Below are 17,992 nucleotides of genomic sequence, written 5' to 3'. Positions count from 1 at the left end.
TATAATAAGTGCTTCCTCTGTCATTCAGAAGCAAAAGCCCCCATTAAGGTCCGGCTTTAACTTATTACTGCTCCGTCAATATTTGTAAAAATTTTATCTTCACTGTCACCTACAGCAGTTACAACCATATTATTCTTTACATTTACTATAAATGCAAGCTCATCTACTACTATAAGCGATTCATTGATTCCCTTCTGTCTTGCCCTGTCAGTTCCTTCTGAAAGCCTTGATATCTGTTCATTTGACAAATTGATATTTCGGCTGGCAAGCCTTGCATTAGCATGTTTTGAAAATCTCAGCGCTCCTGCTTCTTTTTCAGACTCGTTTATAAGTATATCCCTAAAACTTTGTCCTGTAAAGCCACTATTATCATTGACCTTTTTCTCTTTGGCATTTTGATCAAGATATCTTCCTCTAATCTGCTCAATGGAACCTAAACTTCCATTTTTTACATTCACAATCTCACCTCCCACATTAAGTTTATCGACAATTTGGGGCAAAAGTTAATACTTATACATATTTTTTATCACCCCATATTGCCTTTGTTATAGGGTTATGGTGTCTTTGGTGTTTCATCCGGTTTCTTGGATTCAACAGGCTTATTAGTTTCTTCAGTTTTTTTTGCCTCATCCGGCTTATTTGTTTCAACAGGCTTTTTATCACCCTCTGATTTTTTATCACCTTCGGCTTTTTTATCTTCTTCAGGCTTCTTTGGTGTTTCCGGCTTCTTTGGCTCATCACCCTCTGTAACTGTCAGCGAAAGATTGGTATTATTATGTGTGTTAAAATCATTCTTAAACTTAACATCCACCTTGTATGTTCCCGGCTTAAGATCCTTCAGTGCTTCCGGATATACTGTTACAATTCCGTCTTTATCCACATGGAAGTTCTTAGCAGGAATGTCCTTTCCCGCAATGTTAAGTCCGAGTGCATCTGCCTTTCCTATTCCTTCACCCATATGCACTCTAAACTTCACTGCCCCCGGATTGTCTTTATTAAATTTAAGCTGCTTATTTTCAACCTTTGGTAAGGTTGCTCCTTTCAGATATTCCGGATTAATGACAGACTGTAAATCTGAAGCCGGATACAAATTACCGTCAATAGACAGATAAGACTTATTTCCTTTTACTGATACAAAGTCAACCTTTCCGCTTACAGTAGTTTCATGCCCGTCAGAATCTTTGGCAGCCATAACCACTTCCTGTCCGATAAGACCATAAGCCTGTGAATTTGCTATAGTTGCATTCAGATTCTGCATCTGTTCAAGTGAAGAATAAGTTGCAAGCTGCGATACCCACTCAGTATTGCTCTGTGGCTGCATCGGATCCTGATTTTCCATCTGAGCACAAAGGAGCTTTAAGAAAGAATCCTTACCAAGTTTATTCAAGTCATCAGCAGTCTTGACATTTTGTAAATTTTTAGTTTTGCTTATAACACCGTCTCTGACCTGTGCCTCAAGGCCTTTGTCAGTTCTGGCAGAGCTATAGTTTGTACTAAAATCTGACATATTTTACCTTTCTTAAATCCAAATTATATTTTGGATTAACTTATGCACCAAGATTTATATTACTTCCCGTATCCTCATCCGTATAGAGTCTGATTGCTTCTTCCGGCGAAACAGATATGCTGTCAATCCTCTCTTCGATATCAAAATTTCTGTTTCTTTTGTTATTCCTCTTTCCTTCTTCTCCGGTATTTCTGTTTCCGTCATCATTTCCTATACCGTTCTCAGAAATCATTACAGATACGCTCTCTACCTTGAGTCCCTGATTTTCAAAATTCAGTTTAAGTTCAACCATCTGACTCTCAAGTGCAGCCTTTGCCTGAGCACTTTCTACTCTAAATTCTGCCTGTAATACTCCATTCTTAGAAGATACATTTACAGCTACCTTTCCAAGCGTCTCAGGTGTGAGCATAAATTCAAGACTTGTCTTATCCGGTGCATGAAGATTATGTATCTGATTTGTAACCTGCTCAAGTATGGCTTTGGCAGTAGTTCCCTCCGGAAGTGAACCGGCACCCTCAAGCTTCTGAAGATTTGCCGCAATATTATCAAATAAATTCTGTGAGGAAATTCCTGTGACCTCTGCGGAAGCATTCTGCTTCTCTCCCTGTGAACTACGGCTGTTCTGCTCAAACCCTGATTTGGTATGCGCAGCTTCGATACCGTTCTCATCTGTCATCAAAGGCATTATTACAGACATCTCTTCTGTATCTTTTTCTACAGTTTCTTCAGTGCCTGCCTCTTTTCCGGCTAAAACATTCTTACTCTTTTCAAGGAGTTCATCAAGCTTAATTCCCTCTTCCGAAAATAGCCTAACTCCCTTCTCACCCTCATCTGTGACCCCTTCTGTCATTCCGGCAGTCATTTGCTCCATCTCATCTAAATATTTATCAAGCATCTCCGAAATATCATTTAATTCCCGGAAAGCTTCATCATTCGTGAGTATAGCTGAAATATTGTCAAGTCCGTTCACCTCGGTAACGAAACCTTTCCAGCTATTAATGTCCAGCAAATTTTCAGATGTTAAATTGTTTTCTGCTATAAAATCCTTGACGGCAGCTTCATCAGTTCCTGTCTTTTGAGAAATACCGGCTATTATATTTGCAAGTATTGCCATCAGATTTTTTACTTTTTCATCCTGTTCTTCACCATTTTCAGGTTCTTCAACAAAGTTTTTTTCCGCAGCATCCTTAGCCTTATAGGCTGTAGCATTTTTGCCTGCATATCCTTTTTCATTCACCTTGCTGCCTGTGCTTTTATCAGCTTTAGCCGGTGTCTTGCCACTTTCTTTAAAGTACTTTTCCGAAACTATATTATTAGTTTTGGACTCTTTAGAACCACCTTTAGATCCTGAAACGTTATTTTCTTTATTAAGTATATCCGAAAATGATGTATCGGTTTTTACAGGTTGTGACTTAGACTTAGCCGTTACCGATGGTGAAACAGCATTCAGTTTTACCTGCGCCGTTGCCATAAAAAATCTCCCTCCTATCCTTAATATTAGGTGTACAACACACCTTGTAATATATATCGGATAAAAGGGAGAAAAACTTAAGCCTATTTTCTCTGCATTATTGAAATTTTTTTCGTTACTTTTGCCGCCATATTCGAATCCATCTTGGCAAGAATTGCTCCCGCCTCTCTAGTCTTCATATGCAGCAGAATATTTGAAACCAAATCAAGGTCTCCACCCATTCCGTTGAGAATCTTAGCAGCTTCCTCAGGTTTCATGCTTTTATACATTTCTGCCTGCTCCACCAGTTTTTTCTCGTTTTCCTGCTGTTCCACTACCTGCCTGTAAATCTCGGCAGCATTGTCAGGTGAAATTGATTCATAATATTTTTTGTACTCCTCTATATCCGGAGCTTTATCGTTAAATACCACCTCTTTGTCAAACTTGTCCTTTTCCGTCTGAAACTGCAACTGATTTTCTTCAAAGGTTTTGAGCCTTGCCACCTCTGCCTCAAGCTGTGCAAGATAATTTGCATCTCCTCTGCGGCTTCCGTTCGCGGCAGCTACCTGAGCTTCAAGCTCTTTTATCCTTTCCATAGCATCAGGAAGATTTTTATACGGATAGTTATTCTCCTCTGCCGCCTGCTCATCAGGTATATCCGGAAGTATTTCATTCACACCCGGTATGTCCTTAAGTATAGGTCTCAGTACAGTAGAACCAAATCCGCCCACATCATATTTAATAAGAAAAGCAAAAATGGCAAGCCATATAGCTACTATAAAAAGAACTATTATAAATGTGAGTATTCTGCTGAATATCCCTTCTTTTCCTTCACTCTTTTTATTCTTTTTATCTTTTTTCCCTTCAGGTTGACCGGTTTCTCCTGCTTCCTCTATATTATCTAAATCATCCATATCAGCCATCTAACTTCCACTCCTCTTCATATATCTCACTTCCATACTTATAAGCCACCAACTCATCCACAGCTGCAGCTTCCTCCGCAGCAAGTTCTTTCAGAAAAACATTAAAAGCTTTTTCCCTCAGCTTTTCCTGAATTTTTCTTTCTTTCATAGCCTCACGCATTTTATTCTGCTCAAGTTCAACTTTTCCCTCTGCTTTTTTTACTTCAATTTTCTGTAAACCTATGAAATAATCCATGCTCTCATAGGCTGAGGTTCCTAATTTTATAGCATTGACATTCAACTTATTTTTACAGGATTCCCTAAGTGCCTCTTCATACTTCCTTTTTTGGGCATACAGGCTCTCAAGTTTCTCTTCCTCGTCACTGAGGTTAAGTCTTGCTGTAACAAGAGCCATTTTCTGTTGTTCTTCAAGTTTCATTTTTAATTCAAGTATGTTTTGCATCTTATATTTAAATCTTGCCATACTTCACCTTTGCTATTATTATGTTTCCGAAAAAATTGATTTCAACCCTGCAAGTTCATCTTCAAACAAGAATTTTTCATCTGTACTCTGCATTAAAAAAGCATTTACCTCTTTAATCTTACTTATAGCAAAATCAATATCCGGATTTGAACCTGACTTATAAGCTCCTATATTTATAAGATCCTCTGCGCCATTGTAGGTTGCCATTACATTTTTCATCATACCGGCAAACCTTTTATGCTCCTTATCCGCTACAGCAGACATACATCTGGATATGCTTTGCAGAACATCTATTGCGGGATAATGATTTTTTTGTGCTAAAGTTCTTGAAAGAACAAAATGTCCGTCTAGTATACCTCTGGCTGTATCCGCTATAGGTTCATTCATATCATCACCGTCAACCAACACCGTATATAGCCCCGTAATAGAGCCGTCCTTACCATTTCCTGCTCTTTCAAGAAGTTTAGGCATTTCTGAATACACACTTGGAGGATATCCCCTTGTAACAGGCGGCTCACCGCTTGCAAGTCCTATTTCACGCTGTGCCATCGAAAAACGGGTAAGTGAGTCCATCATCAAAAGCACATCTTCACCCTTATCCCTGAAAAATTCAGCTATTGCTGTAGCCGTCTTAGCAGCCTTTTTTCTTATCAGAGCCGGTTGGTCGGATGTAGCCACTACCACCACAGAACGCCTCATACCTTCTTCGCCCAAATCCCGTTCTATAAACTCTCTTACCTCTCTGCCTCGCTCTCCGATGAGGGCAATAACATTGACATCTGCTTTGGTATTTCTTGCAAACATACCCATAAGGGTACTTTTTCCTACACCGGAGCCTGCAAATATACCGACTCTCTGCCCCTTGCCCACAGTTAAAAGTGCATCTACGGCTTTAACTCCTAACGGAAGTACTTCTTCTATCATCTGCCTTGAGAGCGGATCCGGAGGCATAGCCTCAACCGAATAACTGTCTTCTTTTTCAAAGGTAACACTTGTATCTATCGGTCTTCCTAAACCATCCACAACAACTCCAAGCATATCATAGCCTACATCAACATGAAAGGGAGCCCCTGTACTCTCAACAAGGCTCCCCACTCCGACACCCTCTAAATCACCATAGGGCATCAGCAGAATACGGTTGTCCCTAAATCCGACTACCTCTGCATAGGTTCCCTTACTGTATTTATTATTTGCATAGATTATACATAAATCATTAATATTGGCACTTGGTCCAAGTGATTCAATAGTAAGTCCTATCAGTTTGGTTACCTTGCCGTATTTTTTTTCCAAAGGCTGTTCTAAAAGGGAATAATACCTGTTTATGTCAATCAATACTATGCCCTCCTATCTTTAATCAATTTTGCTTTTTGCTACCTGCTAAGAGTTTAATAGAATTCACAAGAGTTGTAAGCCTTGTATCCAAACCCGCATCTATAACACAGGAATCTGTTTCTATCTTACAACTGTTAAGCGGTAAGACATGGTCTGCCACTATCTCAATATATACGCGATCCCCGACAAGATCCCTAATATAGCCTTCTCGCGAATTTACATACTCAAACTGCTCTTTCGGCACATGAATAATATAGCTGCGGCTGCTGTCTGCATTATTGACTGCGGATACCAGCATATTATATATGACAGTTTCATATTCTTTTGCCACTATCCCTGTGAGTCTCTCTACATAATCAATTACAAGTCCCGCAAAAAGCGGCTCCAATCTTTCGGTTTCGGCTTCAAATTCCTCTCTGAGTCTGACTCTTTCATCTTCAAGTTCTTTAAACTTGATTTCAAACTCTGCCTTAGCAGCTTCATAGCCTTCTTTGTAACCTGCCTCTTTAGCAGCTTCACTAAGATTTTTCTCTTTAATTTTTGCCTCTTTAACAGCCTGATTCAATATCTGTTTCTTTAATTCTTCTGCTTCTAAAATTATTTCATCAGCACGTTTCCTTGCTTCTTCTTCTATTTCTTCAGGTGTAAGCTTAGGTTCCTCCTCTACAGCCGGCTCGGGAACTATGTCACCTAAAGGTAATATGTTCCCTTCCTGATCCTTTGAGGCCTCTTCCTCATGCTCTTTAACAAGTGAAGAAAAATATGAATCAGCCCTTGCATTAGAATCTATTACAAAGCCTTCGGCTCCGTCTATTGCCCTAGAGCCTTTTATAATATTAGACAATTATCTCGTCTCCTCCGCCACGTGAAATAATGATTTCTCCTGAATCTTCAAGTTTTCTGATAATATTAACAATCTTCTGCTGTGCCTCTTCAACGTCCTTAACACGTACAGGTCCCATAAATTCCATTTCTTCTTTTATCATAGAAGCAAGACGCTTCGAAAGGTTGGTAAATATAGCTGTCTGAACCTCTTCGCTGACATTTTTGAGGGAAATAGAAAGGTCATTATTGTCAACATCTCTAAGTACCCGCTGAATTGACTTGTTATCAAGCAGCAGGATATCTTCGAACACAAACATTTTCCTGCGAATCTGATCTGCAAGCTCCGGCTCTTCAATTTCAAGAGTCTCCATAATATGTTTCTCTGTACCGCGATCAACCGTATTGAGGATTTCCACAATACTGTCCACACCGCCTACAATGGTGTAATCCTGATTTACAAGAGAATTAAGTTTCTTCTCAAGCACATCTTCCACTTCCTTTATAACATCAGGTGAAGTCCTGTCCATCATTGCTATACGCCTTGCCACATCAGGCTGTTTTTCAGGCGGAAGTGAAGATACCACCGCCGCTGCCTGCGATGTAGGCAGATAGGCGAGAATAAGCGCTATTGTCTGAGGATGTTCATCCTGTATAAAGCTTAACAGCTGTGAAGCATCTGCCTTACGTACAAACTCGAAAGGCCTAACCTGTAAGCTTGCCGTAAGTTTACCGATTACAGTCTGAGCCTTGTCAGCACCGAGCGCCTTCTCAAGAAGGTCTCTTGCATAGCCGATACCACCCTCTGAAATATACTGCTGAGCCAGACAAATTTCATAAAACTCATCTAAAACAGCATCTTTTATTTCCGGTGAAACACTTCTGGTATTTGCAATTTCAAGGGTAAGTTCTTCTATTTCATCATCTTTAAGATGCTTAAATACTGCGGAAGATTTTTCCGGTCCGAGTGCAATCATAAGAATTGCACCCTTTTCAATTCCCGTATATTCAGAATAAGTCTTAGTAGACATTATTTACCCCCATTCATCACTCAGCCAGTTACGAAGAAGCTGAGCTGTAGCTTCAGGATTTTCATCAACAAATTTCTCTATCATCTTTCTGGTCTCAGACTTATCTGAGAATTCAATATCATCAAGTGACTGATTTTCCTTGGTTGTAGCAAGAAGCTGTTCAACCGAAAGCTCAGGCTCAAGTTCAACAACTTCAACAGGCGCAAGCCCTCTAAATACTACAAATATCAGGAGTGCTACTATAAGAACCGCCAACATAATCATAAGTATGTTGGTAAAGGTGAAGAAACCTCCGCCTTCCTCCGGCTGGAATATAGGCATCTGCCAGGCTAAAATCTGGATATTCTCTTCCGGTACTCCTGTAGCTCTTGAAACCAGCGTTATAACATTCTCCGGAACAGTGAGCTCGGTTGCTGCCTGGTTTGCAAACATAAACTCATCAAATGTGGTTCCTTCAAGCCTGCCATTCTTCTTCATTTCTGTTTCATTATAGTTCACATAAGAAATCAGTGTTATGGCTATTGAGGACTCATTAGGCTTGATCGCTCCCATAGCAGCTTCAGTATTGGTTACCTTCTTGTTTGGCAAATAATCATTTTCATTTATAGATACATTTCCCTGGGCATTTCCACCGGATTGCACCATATAGTCGGTTTCACTGTTTGCATCTGTTCCAGGTGTCCCTCCGTTTGCATTGGAATTCTGAGCCTCATAGCTATAGTCGTGTGACTTTAAACCCTGTTCGGCTCCGGTCGGAGGTGTATACTCTGTATATACCGAGCTGATTTTATTCATATCGAATATGAAATTAGCCGCCACCTTAGCATCATCATAAGCCGGAAGACCTACAAGCAGTTTATATATCTCTTCCTTTTTAACTCCGGTGACATTCTTTTCATAATCACTTATTGAGTTGATACCACCGCTAAACACATCATTATCTGCACCGTTAAACAAAAGATTACCGCTTTGATCCGCTATGGTAATAGCCTTTGTGCTGTCATTTCCGACAGCTCCGGCAAGTATGTTAGCTATAGTCTTTGCATTTTCTTGTTTAAAATCACTGCTTACTGTTAAGATTACACTAACAGATGTATCCTTAGTTTCCGCAAAAAGAGTATTTCCTGTGGTTGGTGAGGTTATAGACACTACAGCATTCTCAATATTGTCCATATTAAGAAGCACCTGCCTCAGCCAATCCTGCTTATATATATTTGCTTTTAACTTCTTCTCACTTTCGGTTGTCGAAAATCCGTTATTAAAAAGTTCATCAATCGACATTCCTATTGAAGGGATATCATTTTTAGCAAGTACCAGCAAAGCATTTGAATAGTCTTTTTGATCAACCGATATAGTAAGTGCATCTGATGACAGTTCATAAGATATTCCGTTATCATCAAGTAAATCTTTAATTTTAGCTGTCTCCGAAGTTTTCTCGGCTTTTACCAGTGTCGTCATTACCGGTCTTGTAACAAAATAAGATACCAAAATGATTGCAAGAAAGACTCCTACACCAACTGCTATCATCAGTATCCTTTGCACCGGTGAATATTTATTCCAAAATTCCAAAAATCTGGCCGGTATTTTTCTTAAGCGTTCTAAAAACGTATTCATCTACAATTTTCTCCTCAGCAGTATTAAAGTGAATTTAGAACTGCAGATTCATTATTTCCCTGTAAGCACTCATTACTGCATTTCTGATAGCTACTGTATACTGCAACGAAATATTAGCTTTCCTCTGAGCTACCATAAGGTTGGCAATATTATCAGAATTACCGAGAGCAAATTTCATTTCCTCCTGCTCTGCTGCGTTAGTGAGATCATTAGTCTGTTTAACCATATCAAGAGCTGATTTGAATATACTTTCAAATCCCTCACTACCATTCCCTTGAACTATGCCTGCCTGTGAACTCTTTGTATTTATACCGTTAATATTTTTAAGCGGAACTAAACTACCTATTGCGGCAATATCCATTATAATCATCTCCAAAATATTGTATTTGAATTGTTGAACTGAAATATACTACTGTGCTCCTCCCATTTCAAGCGCCTTTAAGATCATATTTTTTGTCGCATTGAACGCTGTTACATTTGCCTCATAAGACCTTGTGGCATCTATCATATCAGTCATTTCCTGAACCGTGTTTACATTTGGGTATGTCACATAGCCATCCTCATTCGCATCCGGATGTGAAGGATCGTAAACAAGCCTTACAGGGCTCTTGGTATCAGAATAAATACTTGTCACCTTTACTCCGTTTCCGACTCTTCCGGCTGTTCTTAAAAGAATTTGTGAAAAACCTGTAACGTCTTTTTCCGTAAATACTACATTTTTTCTTCTGTAGACATTACCGTTCTGATCTCTTGTTGTATTTATATTAGCTATATTCTGTGCAATTACATCTGTTCTGAGCTGCTGCGCCGTCATACCTGTGGCACTTATATCCATTGCTCCAAAAATTGACATTTATTATACCTCTCTTTATGCTGTTACAATTATATTATTATTTTAAGCCTACTGGTTTGTAGAAGTTAATGCAAGCTTAAGTCTGGAAAATTCCTGCGTCATAGAATCTAAAAGTGTATAGTATCTGATCTGATTCTCTGCAAGATATGTATTTTCTGTGTGAATATCCACATTATTTCCATCAGCACGATAACTAAGGCTTGCATAATCTGTATATGCAATACCGTCAAGTCTGTCTAAATCAGCATTTGCAACCCTGTGCCTGAGGCTTCCGCCTCTTATAAGCTCCATGGCAAGATAGGATTCAAATTGTACATCCTTACGTTTATAACCCGGGGTATCGTTATTTGCAATATTGTTTGAAATCAAATTGTTTCTAAGCCAACTTGCATCCGCAGCCTTCCCCAGTACATTGATAAAATTATATGCATCTGACGCAATCATATTAACAACTCCTATATTAAAATATGGTCACCGACTTAATCGGGTATAATAATATTGCAAGCCATTTATAGGCATAGTCATAATAATTATACCCTAACATATCTATTATAAATATTTTTTAACAAAATTACAACCTAAATCCAAAATTAGTTTAAAATTAGCTTTTAAAATGTATAAAGGGACTCAGTCATAAACCAAATCCCTTTGTACCCACAAATGTTCCATCATTTGTTGTTTACTTTGGTAAGTTCGTCAAATACCACATCATTCAGTACTTTAATATAAGTACCTTTCATTCCTGATGATCTTGACTCGATAACTCCTGCACTTTCAAATTTTCTTAAAGCATTTACAATAACAGACCTGGTAATTCCAACCCTGTCAGCCACTTTGCTGGCAACTAAAACTCCCTCATTTCCGTTTAATTCATTCAAGATATGAGTAATAGCCTCAAGTTCTGAGAAAGATAATGTATTTACCGCTGATTTAACAATCTGAATCTTCCTGCTTTCTTCAGCATTTTCTTCGTTTACCGACCTCATTATTTCAAGACCGACTACTGTTGTTCCATATTCGGATAATATAATATCATCAATTGTATATGGCGCTTTTACCTTGTAAATAAATAAGGTTCCGAATCTGTCGCTGGCTATATCTATCGGTATGATTATAGCCTGATAGTCATTAACACCCTCAAACTCAAAGCCCAAGGTAGTAAGATTAACATTTTCTTTGGTAGACAGTATACTTAAAAGCCTTTCATTCAAGTCACCGTCTATATACCCCCCGACATTGTCCTTTATAAGTTCCTTTATGGCAGGAATGTCATCTCTGTTTTTTATTCCTAATACCTTCCCTTTTTTGCTGAGCACCATGATATTAGAGTCCAATATTTCGCTTAGTACTCCGCAAATATCATTGAAAACCACCATGTGAGAATCGTTGTTGTGCAGTAACTTGTTAATTTTTCTGGTCTTATCCAATAACTGAACACTCATTTCAGCCCCCTCCTGATGTTTCTCGCATCATAATGTTGAGATATAATTTTAAGTTTATGTACATTCGCGATTACCCTATAAAATAAATATACATAAAAGACTGTGTTTTATCTTTTCAAACAAAATCAACTATAAGCTTTTATGATTCTATTTTATGAGGCAGATTTGAGGACGAATATCTTTGTACAAGGAAATTGTACCACATAATTGTACCAATAATCAAGATAAATTAATTAATTGTTTAAATTATTAATTTATTTTTGTATTTTTACGCTATTGTGAAGCATTACTTATCTGATTTTATCGGTTTATTAACAATTTTTTGGCATTCTTTATTTGAGCATACAAGTTTTCCGCCTTTTTCTACAGTATAAGACCCACAATCAGGGCATCTTACCGCAGAAGGCTTCTGCCAGCTTATAAACTCACACTCAGGGCTTTTCTCACAGGAATAAAAAGGTCTGCCTTTTTTTGTCTTCCTGATAACGACATCCGAACCACATACAGGGCAGTCCACTCCTACCTTTTCTAAGTAAGGCTTTGTAAATTTACATTCAGGGAAGCCAGGGCAGGCAAGAAATTTACCATGAGGCCCATATTTAATAACCAGATTTCTTCCGCAATTTGGACAAATCTCCTCTGTAACCTCATCCTGAATTTCAATTTTTTCAAGATTTTCTTCTTCTGCCTTAACTTCTTTTTCAAGGTCAGGATAGAAATTTCTGACAATTTCCTTCCATTCTATACCGCCGACTTCTACTTTATCCAAAAGTTCTTCCATTGTGGCAGTAAAATTTATATCTACAATTTCAGGAAAGGCCGCATTCATTATTCTGTTAACCACTGTGCCAATCTCTGTAACAAATAAAGTCTTATTCTCCTTGGCTACATATCTTCTCGCAATAATTGTAGTAATTGTAGGTGCATAAGTACTTGGACGACCAATCCCCAACTCTTCCAAAGCCTTTACAAGAGAAGCCTCCGTAAAATGCGCAGGCGGCTGGGTAAAATGCTGAACTTCGTCAAATTTTTCAAATTTAAGCTCGGTATTCTCATCAATGCCTGCCGAAATACTGTCCACCTCTTTTTCAAAGTCAGCCTCTACATAGACCGACATAAATCCATCAAACTTAAGTTTAGATGCGGAAGCCGTAAACACATACTTTCCTGCTGATATTTTAACAGACTTAATATCATAAACTGCCGGCTTCATCCTGCTTGCAATAAATCGTTTCCAGATAAGCGAATACAGTCTGAACTGCTCTCTTGACAAAGATTCCTTTACAACAACCGGAGAAAGTTCTGTATGAGCAGGCCTGATAGCCTCATGCGCATCCTGAATCTTCTTTCCCTTATCTTTTGAAACCGCCGCTTCTGCTAAGTATTTTTCTCCATAGGCCTTATCTATATATTCCCTTGCAGCCTTATCTGCCTCTTCTGAAATTCTGGTAGAGTCGGTACGTAAGTAGGAAATAAGTCCTACAAGCCCCTGTCCTTTAATCTCCACGCCTTCATAGAGCTGCTGTGCAACCCTCATTGTTTTTTGGGTAGAGAAATTAAGGCTCTTTGAAGCTTCCTGCTGCAATGTACTTGTGGTAAAAGGAAGCGGAGCCTTTCTCATTCTCTCAGAGTTCTTTATTTCCGTAATTTTGTAGTTTGCCTTCTTAAGCTCTTTCATTACCTTGTCCATCTCAGTTTTTGAGGTAATGGAAAGTTTACCGGTTTCATCTCCGTAAAACTTGGCTATTACAGGCTTTTTAACCCCTTTTGCGGTTAAATGCGCATCCAAAGTCCAGTATTCCTCAGGGATGAAATCATTTATCTTATCTTCCCTGTCACATATAAGTTTTAAAGCTGCGGACTGTACTCTGCCTGCAGAAAGTCCTCTTTTAACCTTCTTCCAAAGGAGCGGGCTTATACTGTAGCCCACCATTCTGTCCAGTACTCTTCTCGCCTGCTGTGCATCTACCAGACTCATATCTATATCTCTCGGAGATTTTATAGCATTTTTCACTGCTGTCTTTGTTATTTCATTAAAGGTAATTCTCTTATATTTTCCTTCTTCAAGCTTAAGTGCCTTTACCAAATGCCAGGAAATTGCCTCTCCTTCGCGGTCAGGGTCAGTCGCCAGATATACTTTATCCGACTTCTTTACCGCCTTCCTAAGAGTTGCGAGCAAATCTCCCTTTCCCCTTATGGTTATATACTTTGGTTCATAGTCATTCTCGATATCCACTCCCATCCGGCTCTTGGGCAAATCCCTTACATGTCCCATGGACGCTATTACTTCATAATTCGTACCGAGATATTTTTTGATTGTCTTTGCTTTTGCAGGTGACTCAACTATTACCAAATACTTAGGCATACTCATCTTCCTCTCTTTAATGCTGCATCATAAATATAGTGGGACAGCTATATAATATTCAAAGCTTGTCCGTCTTACATATCCCTTAAATTCAAGTTCCAGAAGAACCTTAAAAAGTTCACCTTCATCCAGTCCTGTCTCAGATAAAATTTCAGAAATATGTTTTGGTGTTAAACAGAGGGTAGCATACACTATTTTTTCATGGCTTTCAAGTATTAAATTTTGTAAACACTCTTGTTTTATATTTAAAATCGGAAAATCAAAGTCCTCAAGTATATCTTTTGCTTCATTTACAAGCTTGGCTCCGTACTGGATAAGTTTGTTGGTTCCGCGGCTTAACGGTTCCTCACTCCTGCCGGGCAGGGCGTAAATATTTTTTCCCTGTTCAAGCCCCATATCGGCTGTAATCAGACTTCCGCTTTTATCCCTTGCTTCTACAACAAAAACTCCGTCTGAAATTCCGCTTATTATCCTGTTTCTTTGCGGGAAATTAGCCCTCACAGGCTGTGTTCCCAGCGGAAATTCAGAAATCACCCCTCCTTTTTCTATAATGGACAAATACAGTTCTATATTATTGGGCGGATAGCACACATCTGCTCCACAGCCGAGCACTGCGTAGGTCTTCCCTTTATTTCCCTGTAAAGCACCATAATGTGCCGAGGAATCTATGCCGAGTGCCATACCGCTTACTATACTTACTCCGCTGTCCGACAGTTCCTTAGATATTTTATTAGCATAATACAGGCCTTTGTCGGTAGCATCTCTTGAACCAACTACACTTATTATTTTTTCTTCATTATCCGGTAAGCTGCCCTTATAAAAGAGTCCTATCGGTGCTGAGCATATATTTCTTAGCTTATCCGGATAGTCTTTATTAAAATAATGGGAATATTTCACTCCCTTATCCTTCATACATTCATATTTTTCTTCAATCTCCGACTTATCAGACAGTTTTTTCAGTCTTTCTAAAAGTTTATCACCCAAACCTTTAAGTTTAAGGCATTTTCCTTTACTTACCGCTTCATAGGCTTCTGCCAGACTTCCATAATTTGCCACCAGTATGTCATATTTTATCTTTGCTACATGCCCTTCCAGGGAGAGCCAGAACATAAGTAATTCTTCTCTCATCCCCAGAACCTCTCAATCATCTCTCTGTAATGGATAGCCTCCGCAGCTTCAAGTTCCGTAACCTCTCTTTTTTCCCTCATATCCGCTATGGTTCTGGCTACTTTAAGCACCCTGTAGTAGCCTCTGAGGCTCAAATTTATATTTTTATAGGCCTCTTCAAGAAGCCTCTTGGTCTTTGAATCTATCTTGCAGAATTCATCTGTCATTTTAGAATCCATCTGAGAATTAAAATGAATTCCTTCATTCTTAAACCTTTCTTCCTGAATGTCTCTGGCAGCACAGACACGTTTCCTGATATCTTCAGAATTTTCCGCTTCTTTTTCTTCTTTTTCAAATATGCTGGCAAAGCTTATTCTTTTAACTTCTGCCACTATGTCAAAACGGTCTATTAAAGGTCTGCTGACTCTTGAAAGGTAATTTTTTATCTGTACCTCATTACAATGACAAAGTTTTCTATCCGGGTAGAATCCGCATTTGCAGGGATTCATAGCCGCTGCCAAAAGAAAATCCGCCGGATAAGTGGCTGTACCGTTTATCCTGCCAATGGTTATCTTCTTTTCCTCAAGAGGCTGTCTGAGCACCTCTATGGTCTGACGGTTAAATTCAGGCAACTCGTCCAAAAATAACACTCCATTGTGGGCAAGGCTTATCTCCCCCGCTCTCACCTTGCTTCCACCGCCTGCAAGTGCCGGCAGGGATATGGAATTATGCGGCGACCTGAACGGTCTCGTTTCGATAAGTCCTCTCCCTTCATCAAGCAGCCCCGATATACTGTATATCTTAGTCACTTCAAGGCTTTCATCTACAGACATAGGCGGCATTATAGACGGAATACGGCTTGCCAGCATACTTTTCCCTGAACCGGCCTGTCCTATCATAAGTATGTTATGCATACCGCTGACCGCTATCTCAATAGCCCTTTTTATCCCTTCCTGTCCATGCACTTCCGAAAAATCGGGCAGCTTTATATCTTCACCTAAGTTTAATATTTCTTCGATTTCTCTGCCTTTAACAATTTTATTTTGTACAATCTCTACTGTTTCGGCAAGGCTTTCCACTCCGATTATTTCAATTCCTTCAACCAGTTTTGCCTCTCTGTAATTAGTCACGGGAAGTACAAATCTTTTGATTCCCGCATCTTTTGCGGCACAAACCATAGGCAGCACGCCATTTACGGACTTAGCCTCTCCATTAAGGCTAAGCTCGCCTACAAAGGCTGTTTCTTTCAAATACTCATTATCAAAGCCCATCTGAGCAGCAAGAACAGCTATTGCCACTGCAAGGTCAAATGAGGTTCCGTCTTTTTTAATATCTGCCGGGGATATATTTACAAGGATTCGCTTTGGCTCTAAATAAAAGCCCGAATTAAGAATAGCCGCCCTTACCCTTTCACCGGATTCTCTTACCTGGGTAGAAAGAAATCCCACCATATTAAATGCCGGAAGTCCATTCCTGATATCAGCCTCTACATTGGTAATAATTCCGTTGATGCCGGATAAGGCAACACTTTTTACACTAGAAAACATATTATATTAGTTTTAGTAAATTTAAGAAATAGTCAAAACAATTATAATGGATGGAAGTGTGTTTGTAAACATAAATAATAATTTTTCAGTGAAATATATTGCAAGCTAATACCTTCATAGTGTATTATACTTAGATGATATTTTTTATTATAGTTATTAAAGGAGTTTACATGTTAAAAACAATCGCAATCATACTCTTTGTCATTATGTATGCCCTTATGATATTCCTTCCGGCAAAGTGGCGTCCTTGGATAGCCTGTACAACGGCAGCCATATTTTTAGCTGTAGGTGTACTTCCATTTGGAGACCTCGCCCATGTCATAGACTGGAATATCTTACTTATGATCTTTGGTACGGTAATCATTGTAGATTATTTTATTCAATCCAAAATGCCTAACCTTATTGCCAATCATATACTTAATCTTTCCCCAAATGTAATGTGGACTACTATTTTTATGTCTCTTTTTTCAGGCATAATTTCAGCCTTTATAGACAATGTTGCTACAGTATATATGGTTGCTCCGGTTGCTCTTGCTATCTGTAAAAAGCTAAAGATTTCACCTGTTGCCATGATAATTTCCATAGCAGTATCTTCAAACCTCCAGGGAGCGGCAACCCTTGTAGGTGATACCACCTCTATTATGCTTGCAGGTGCGGCTAAGATGGACTTTATGGACTTCTTCTTTATGAACGGTAAGCTTGGAATCTTCTTTGCTGTTGAGCTTGGAGCACTTTTTACAATTCCTATTATGATGTTCTTATTCCGTAAAGATACTATGCCTGTATCTTCTGATGAACATACTGAGGTAAAGGATTATATACCAACCATAGCAATGGTAGGACATATTGTTTTTCTTATAGCGGCTTCTTTCATTCCTGATAAGCCTGAAATAACAAACGGTGTAATTTGTATGGTTTGGGGAGTTGTCTGTGTGGTTTGGGAATACCTTGCTACCAAAGATAAAGATACTATGGTTGAGAATATAAAGAATGTAGATTATGCTACCATGGCACTCCTTGCGGGTCTTTTTACTGTAATCGGCGGCATTCAGGAGCAGGGGATAATTACAGACCTTGCTGATATCATTGCTCATATGGGCGGTGGCAATGTCTTGCTGCTTTTTACTATTATAGTGTGGGGTTCTGTCCTCATTTCTGCTTTTGTAGATAATATTCCTTATGTGGCTACTATGCTGCCTGTAATTGCAAGTGTTTCCAATGAAATGGGAATTGCGCCTTATCTTCTTTTCTTTGGTCTGCTTGTGGGTGCTACCCTCGGAGGTAATATCACTCCTATAGGTGCTTCTGCAAATATAGCAGGTATCGGACTTCTTCGCAAGGAAGGCTATGAGGTTTCATTTAAGGACTTTATGAAGATAGGACTTCCGTTTACAGTTGCTGCTGTTGTGGCGGGATATCTGTTTATATGGTTTGTGTGGAGATAAAACAACCGGTCTTTCAAAATTATGTAAATAGCTAAAAATATAGAGCTGAATGATAGTATTTCCAGACTCGCTCCGGTTTTTCTGCGAAAAA

Annotated in this window: 17 protein-coding genes; 1 reads left to right on the top strand and 16 read right to left on the bottom strand. The window is 39.0% G+C overall.

Annotated elements, in window-relative coordinates; translation table 11 throughout:
- Positions 1–56: 56 nt before the first annotated feature.
- From GCWU000282_RS07935 to GCWU000282_RS07860, 16 genes are all read right to left on the bottom strand, one after another.
- The gene (locus GCWU000282_RS07935) at positions 57–458 is read right to left on the bottom strand and encodes a TIGR02530 family flagellar biosynthesis protein (protein WP_035040040.1); all 402 of its coding nucleotides are present in this window, start codon (positions 456–458) and stop codon (positions 57–59) included.
- A 95-nt stretch (positions 459–553) separates the two neighbouring features.
- Complete coding sequence (locus GCWU000282_RS15905; RefSeq protein ID WP_023354553.1) at positions 554–1,507, bottom strand: flagellar hook capping FlgD N-terminal domain-containing protein; 954 nt, start codon at positions 1,505–1,507, stop codon at positions 554–556.
- A 40-nt stretch (positions 1,508–1,547) separates the two neighbouring features.
- On the bottom strand, positions 1,548–2,978 hold the full coding sequence (locus tag GCWU000282_RS07925) for a flagellar hook-length control protein FliK (protein WP_023354552.1): 1,431 nt from the start codon (positions 2,976–2,978) through the stop codon (positions 1,548–1,550).
- A gap of 83 nt (positions 2,979–3,061) precedes the next feature.
- Positions 3,062–3,880 (bottom strand): MotE family protein, encoded by an 819-nt coding sequence (locus tag GCWU000282_RS07920; protein WP_023354551.1) that lies wholly within the window; start codon positions 3,878–3,880, stop codon positions 3,062–3,064.
- Positions 3,873–4,343 carry a flagellar export protein FliJ gene (gene fliJ / locus GCWU000282_RS07915; protein WP_023354550.1) on the bottom strand — a complete coding sequence of 157 codons (471 nt, stop codon included), beginning with the start codon at positions 4,341–4,343 and terminating at the stop codon, positions 3,873–3,875. The genes GCWU000282_RS07920 and fliJ overlap by 8 nt, the downstream gene beginning before the upstream one ends.
- Positions 4,344–4,361: 18 nt before the next feature.
- Positions 4,362–5,675, bottom strand: coding sequence for a flagellar protein export ATPase FliI (gene fliI / locus GCWU000282_RS07910; protein WP_035040036.1), 1,314 nt, complete (start codon positions 5,673–5,675; stop codon positions 4,362–4,364).
- A gap of 22 nt (positions 5,676–5,697) precedes the next feature.
- Positions 5,698–6,519: a FliH/SctL family protein gene (locus GCWU000282_RS07905; RefSeq protein ID WP_023354548.1), complete on the bottom strand. Its 822-nt coding sequence runs from the start codon at positions 6,517–6,519 to the stop codon at positions 5,698–5,700.
- Entirely contained in the window at positions 6,512–7,528 is a 1,017-nt protein-coding gene (gene fliG / locus GCWU000282_RS07900; RefSeq protein ID WP_023354547.1) for a flagellar motor switch protein FliG, read from the bottom strand. Before fliG ends, GCWU000282_RS07905 begins: the two co-directional genes overlap by 8 nt.
- Positions 7,529–7,531: 3 nt before the next feature.
- Positions 7,532–9,142 (bottom strand): flagellar M-ring protein FliF C-terminal domain-containing protein, encoded by a 1,611-nt coding sequence (locus GCWU000282_RS07895; RefSeq protein ID WP_023354546.1) that lies wholly within the window; start codon positions 9,140–9,142, stop codon positions 7,532–7,534.
- Between the two features lie 34 nt (positions 9,143–9,176).
- Positions 9,177–9,503: a flagellar hook-basal body complex protein FliE gene (locus GCWU000282_RS07890; protein ID WP_035040034.1), complete on the bottom strand. Its 327-nt coding sequence runs from the start codon at positions 9,501–9,503 to the stop codon at positions 9,177–9,179.
- A gap of 48 nt (positions 9,504–9,551) precedes the next feature.
- Positions 9,552–9,995, bottom strand: a complete 444-nt coding sequence (flgC, locus tag GCWU000282_RS07885; protein ID WP_023354544.1) for a flagellar basal body rod protein FlgC — start codon at positions 9,993–9,995, stop codon at positions 9,552–9,554.
- 48 nt (positions 9,996–10,043) lie between these two features.
- The gene (gene flgB / locus GCWU000282_RS07880; RefSeq protein WP_023354543.1) at positions 10,044–10,439 is read right to left on the bottom strand and encodes a flagellar basal body rod protein FlgB; all 396 of its coding nucleotides are present in this window, start codon (positions 10,437–10,439) and stop codon (positions 10,044–10,046) included.
- 224 nt (positions 10,440–10,663) lie between these two features.
- The gene (gene codY, locus GCWU000282_RS07875) at positions 10,664–11,437 is read right to left on the bottom strand and encodes a GTP-sensing pleiotropic transcriptional regulator CodY (RefSeq protein ID WP_023354542.1); all 774 of its coding nucleotides are present in this window, start codon (positions 11,435–11,437) and stop codon (positions 10,664–10,666) included.
- Positions 11,438–11,723: 286 nt separating this feature from the next.
- Positions 11,724–13,802 (bottom strand): type I DNA topoisomerase, encoded by a 2,079-nt coding sequence (gene topA / locus GCWU000282_RS07870; protein WP_035040032.1) that lies wholly within the window; start codon positions 13,800–13,802, stop codon positions 11,724–11,726.
- 27 nt (positions 13,803–13,829) lie between these two features.
- Positions 13,830–14,930 (bottom strand): DNA-processing protein DprA, encoded by a 1,101-nt coding sequence (dprA, locus tag GCWU000282_RS07865; protein ID WP_023354540.1) that lies wholly within the window; start codon positions 14,928–14,930, stop codon positions 13,830–13,832.
- Entirely contained in the window at positions 14,927–16,456 is a 1,530-nt protein-coding gene (locus GCWU000282_RS07860; protein WP_023354539.1) for a YifB family Mg chelatase-like AAA ATPase, read from the bottom strand. Before GCWU000282_RS07860 ends, dprA begins: the two co-directional genes overlap by 4 nt.
- A gap of 170 nt (positions 16,457–16,626) precedes the next feature.
- Here GCWU000282_RS07860 and GCWU000282_RS07855 point away from each other — a divergent pair, with 170 nt between their 5' ends.
- Complete coding sequence (locus GCWU000282_RS07855; RefSeq protein ID WP_035040029.1) at positions 16,627–17,901, top strand: ArsB/NhaD family transporter; 1,275 nt, start codon at positions 16,627–16,629, stop codon at positions 17,899–17,901.
- Positions 17,902–17,992: the final 91 nt, after the last annotated feature.

Source organism: Catonella morbi ATCC 51271 (assembly GCF_000160035.2).
Lineage (GTDB): Bacteria > Bacillota > Clostridia > Lachnospirales > Lachnospiraceae > Catonella > Catonella morbi.
The sequence above is the reverse complement of the archived record's forward strand: the minus strand, read 5'-3'. Positions and strand labels throughout refer to the sequence as shown.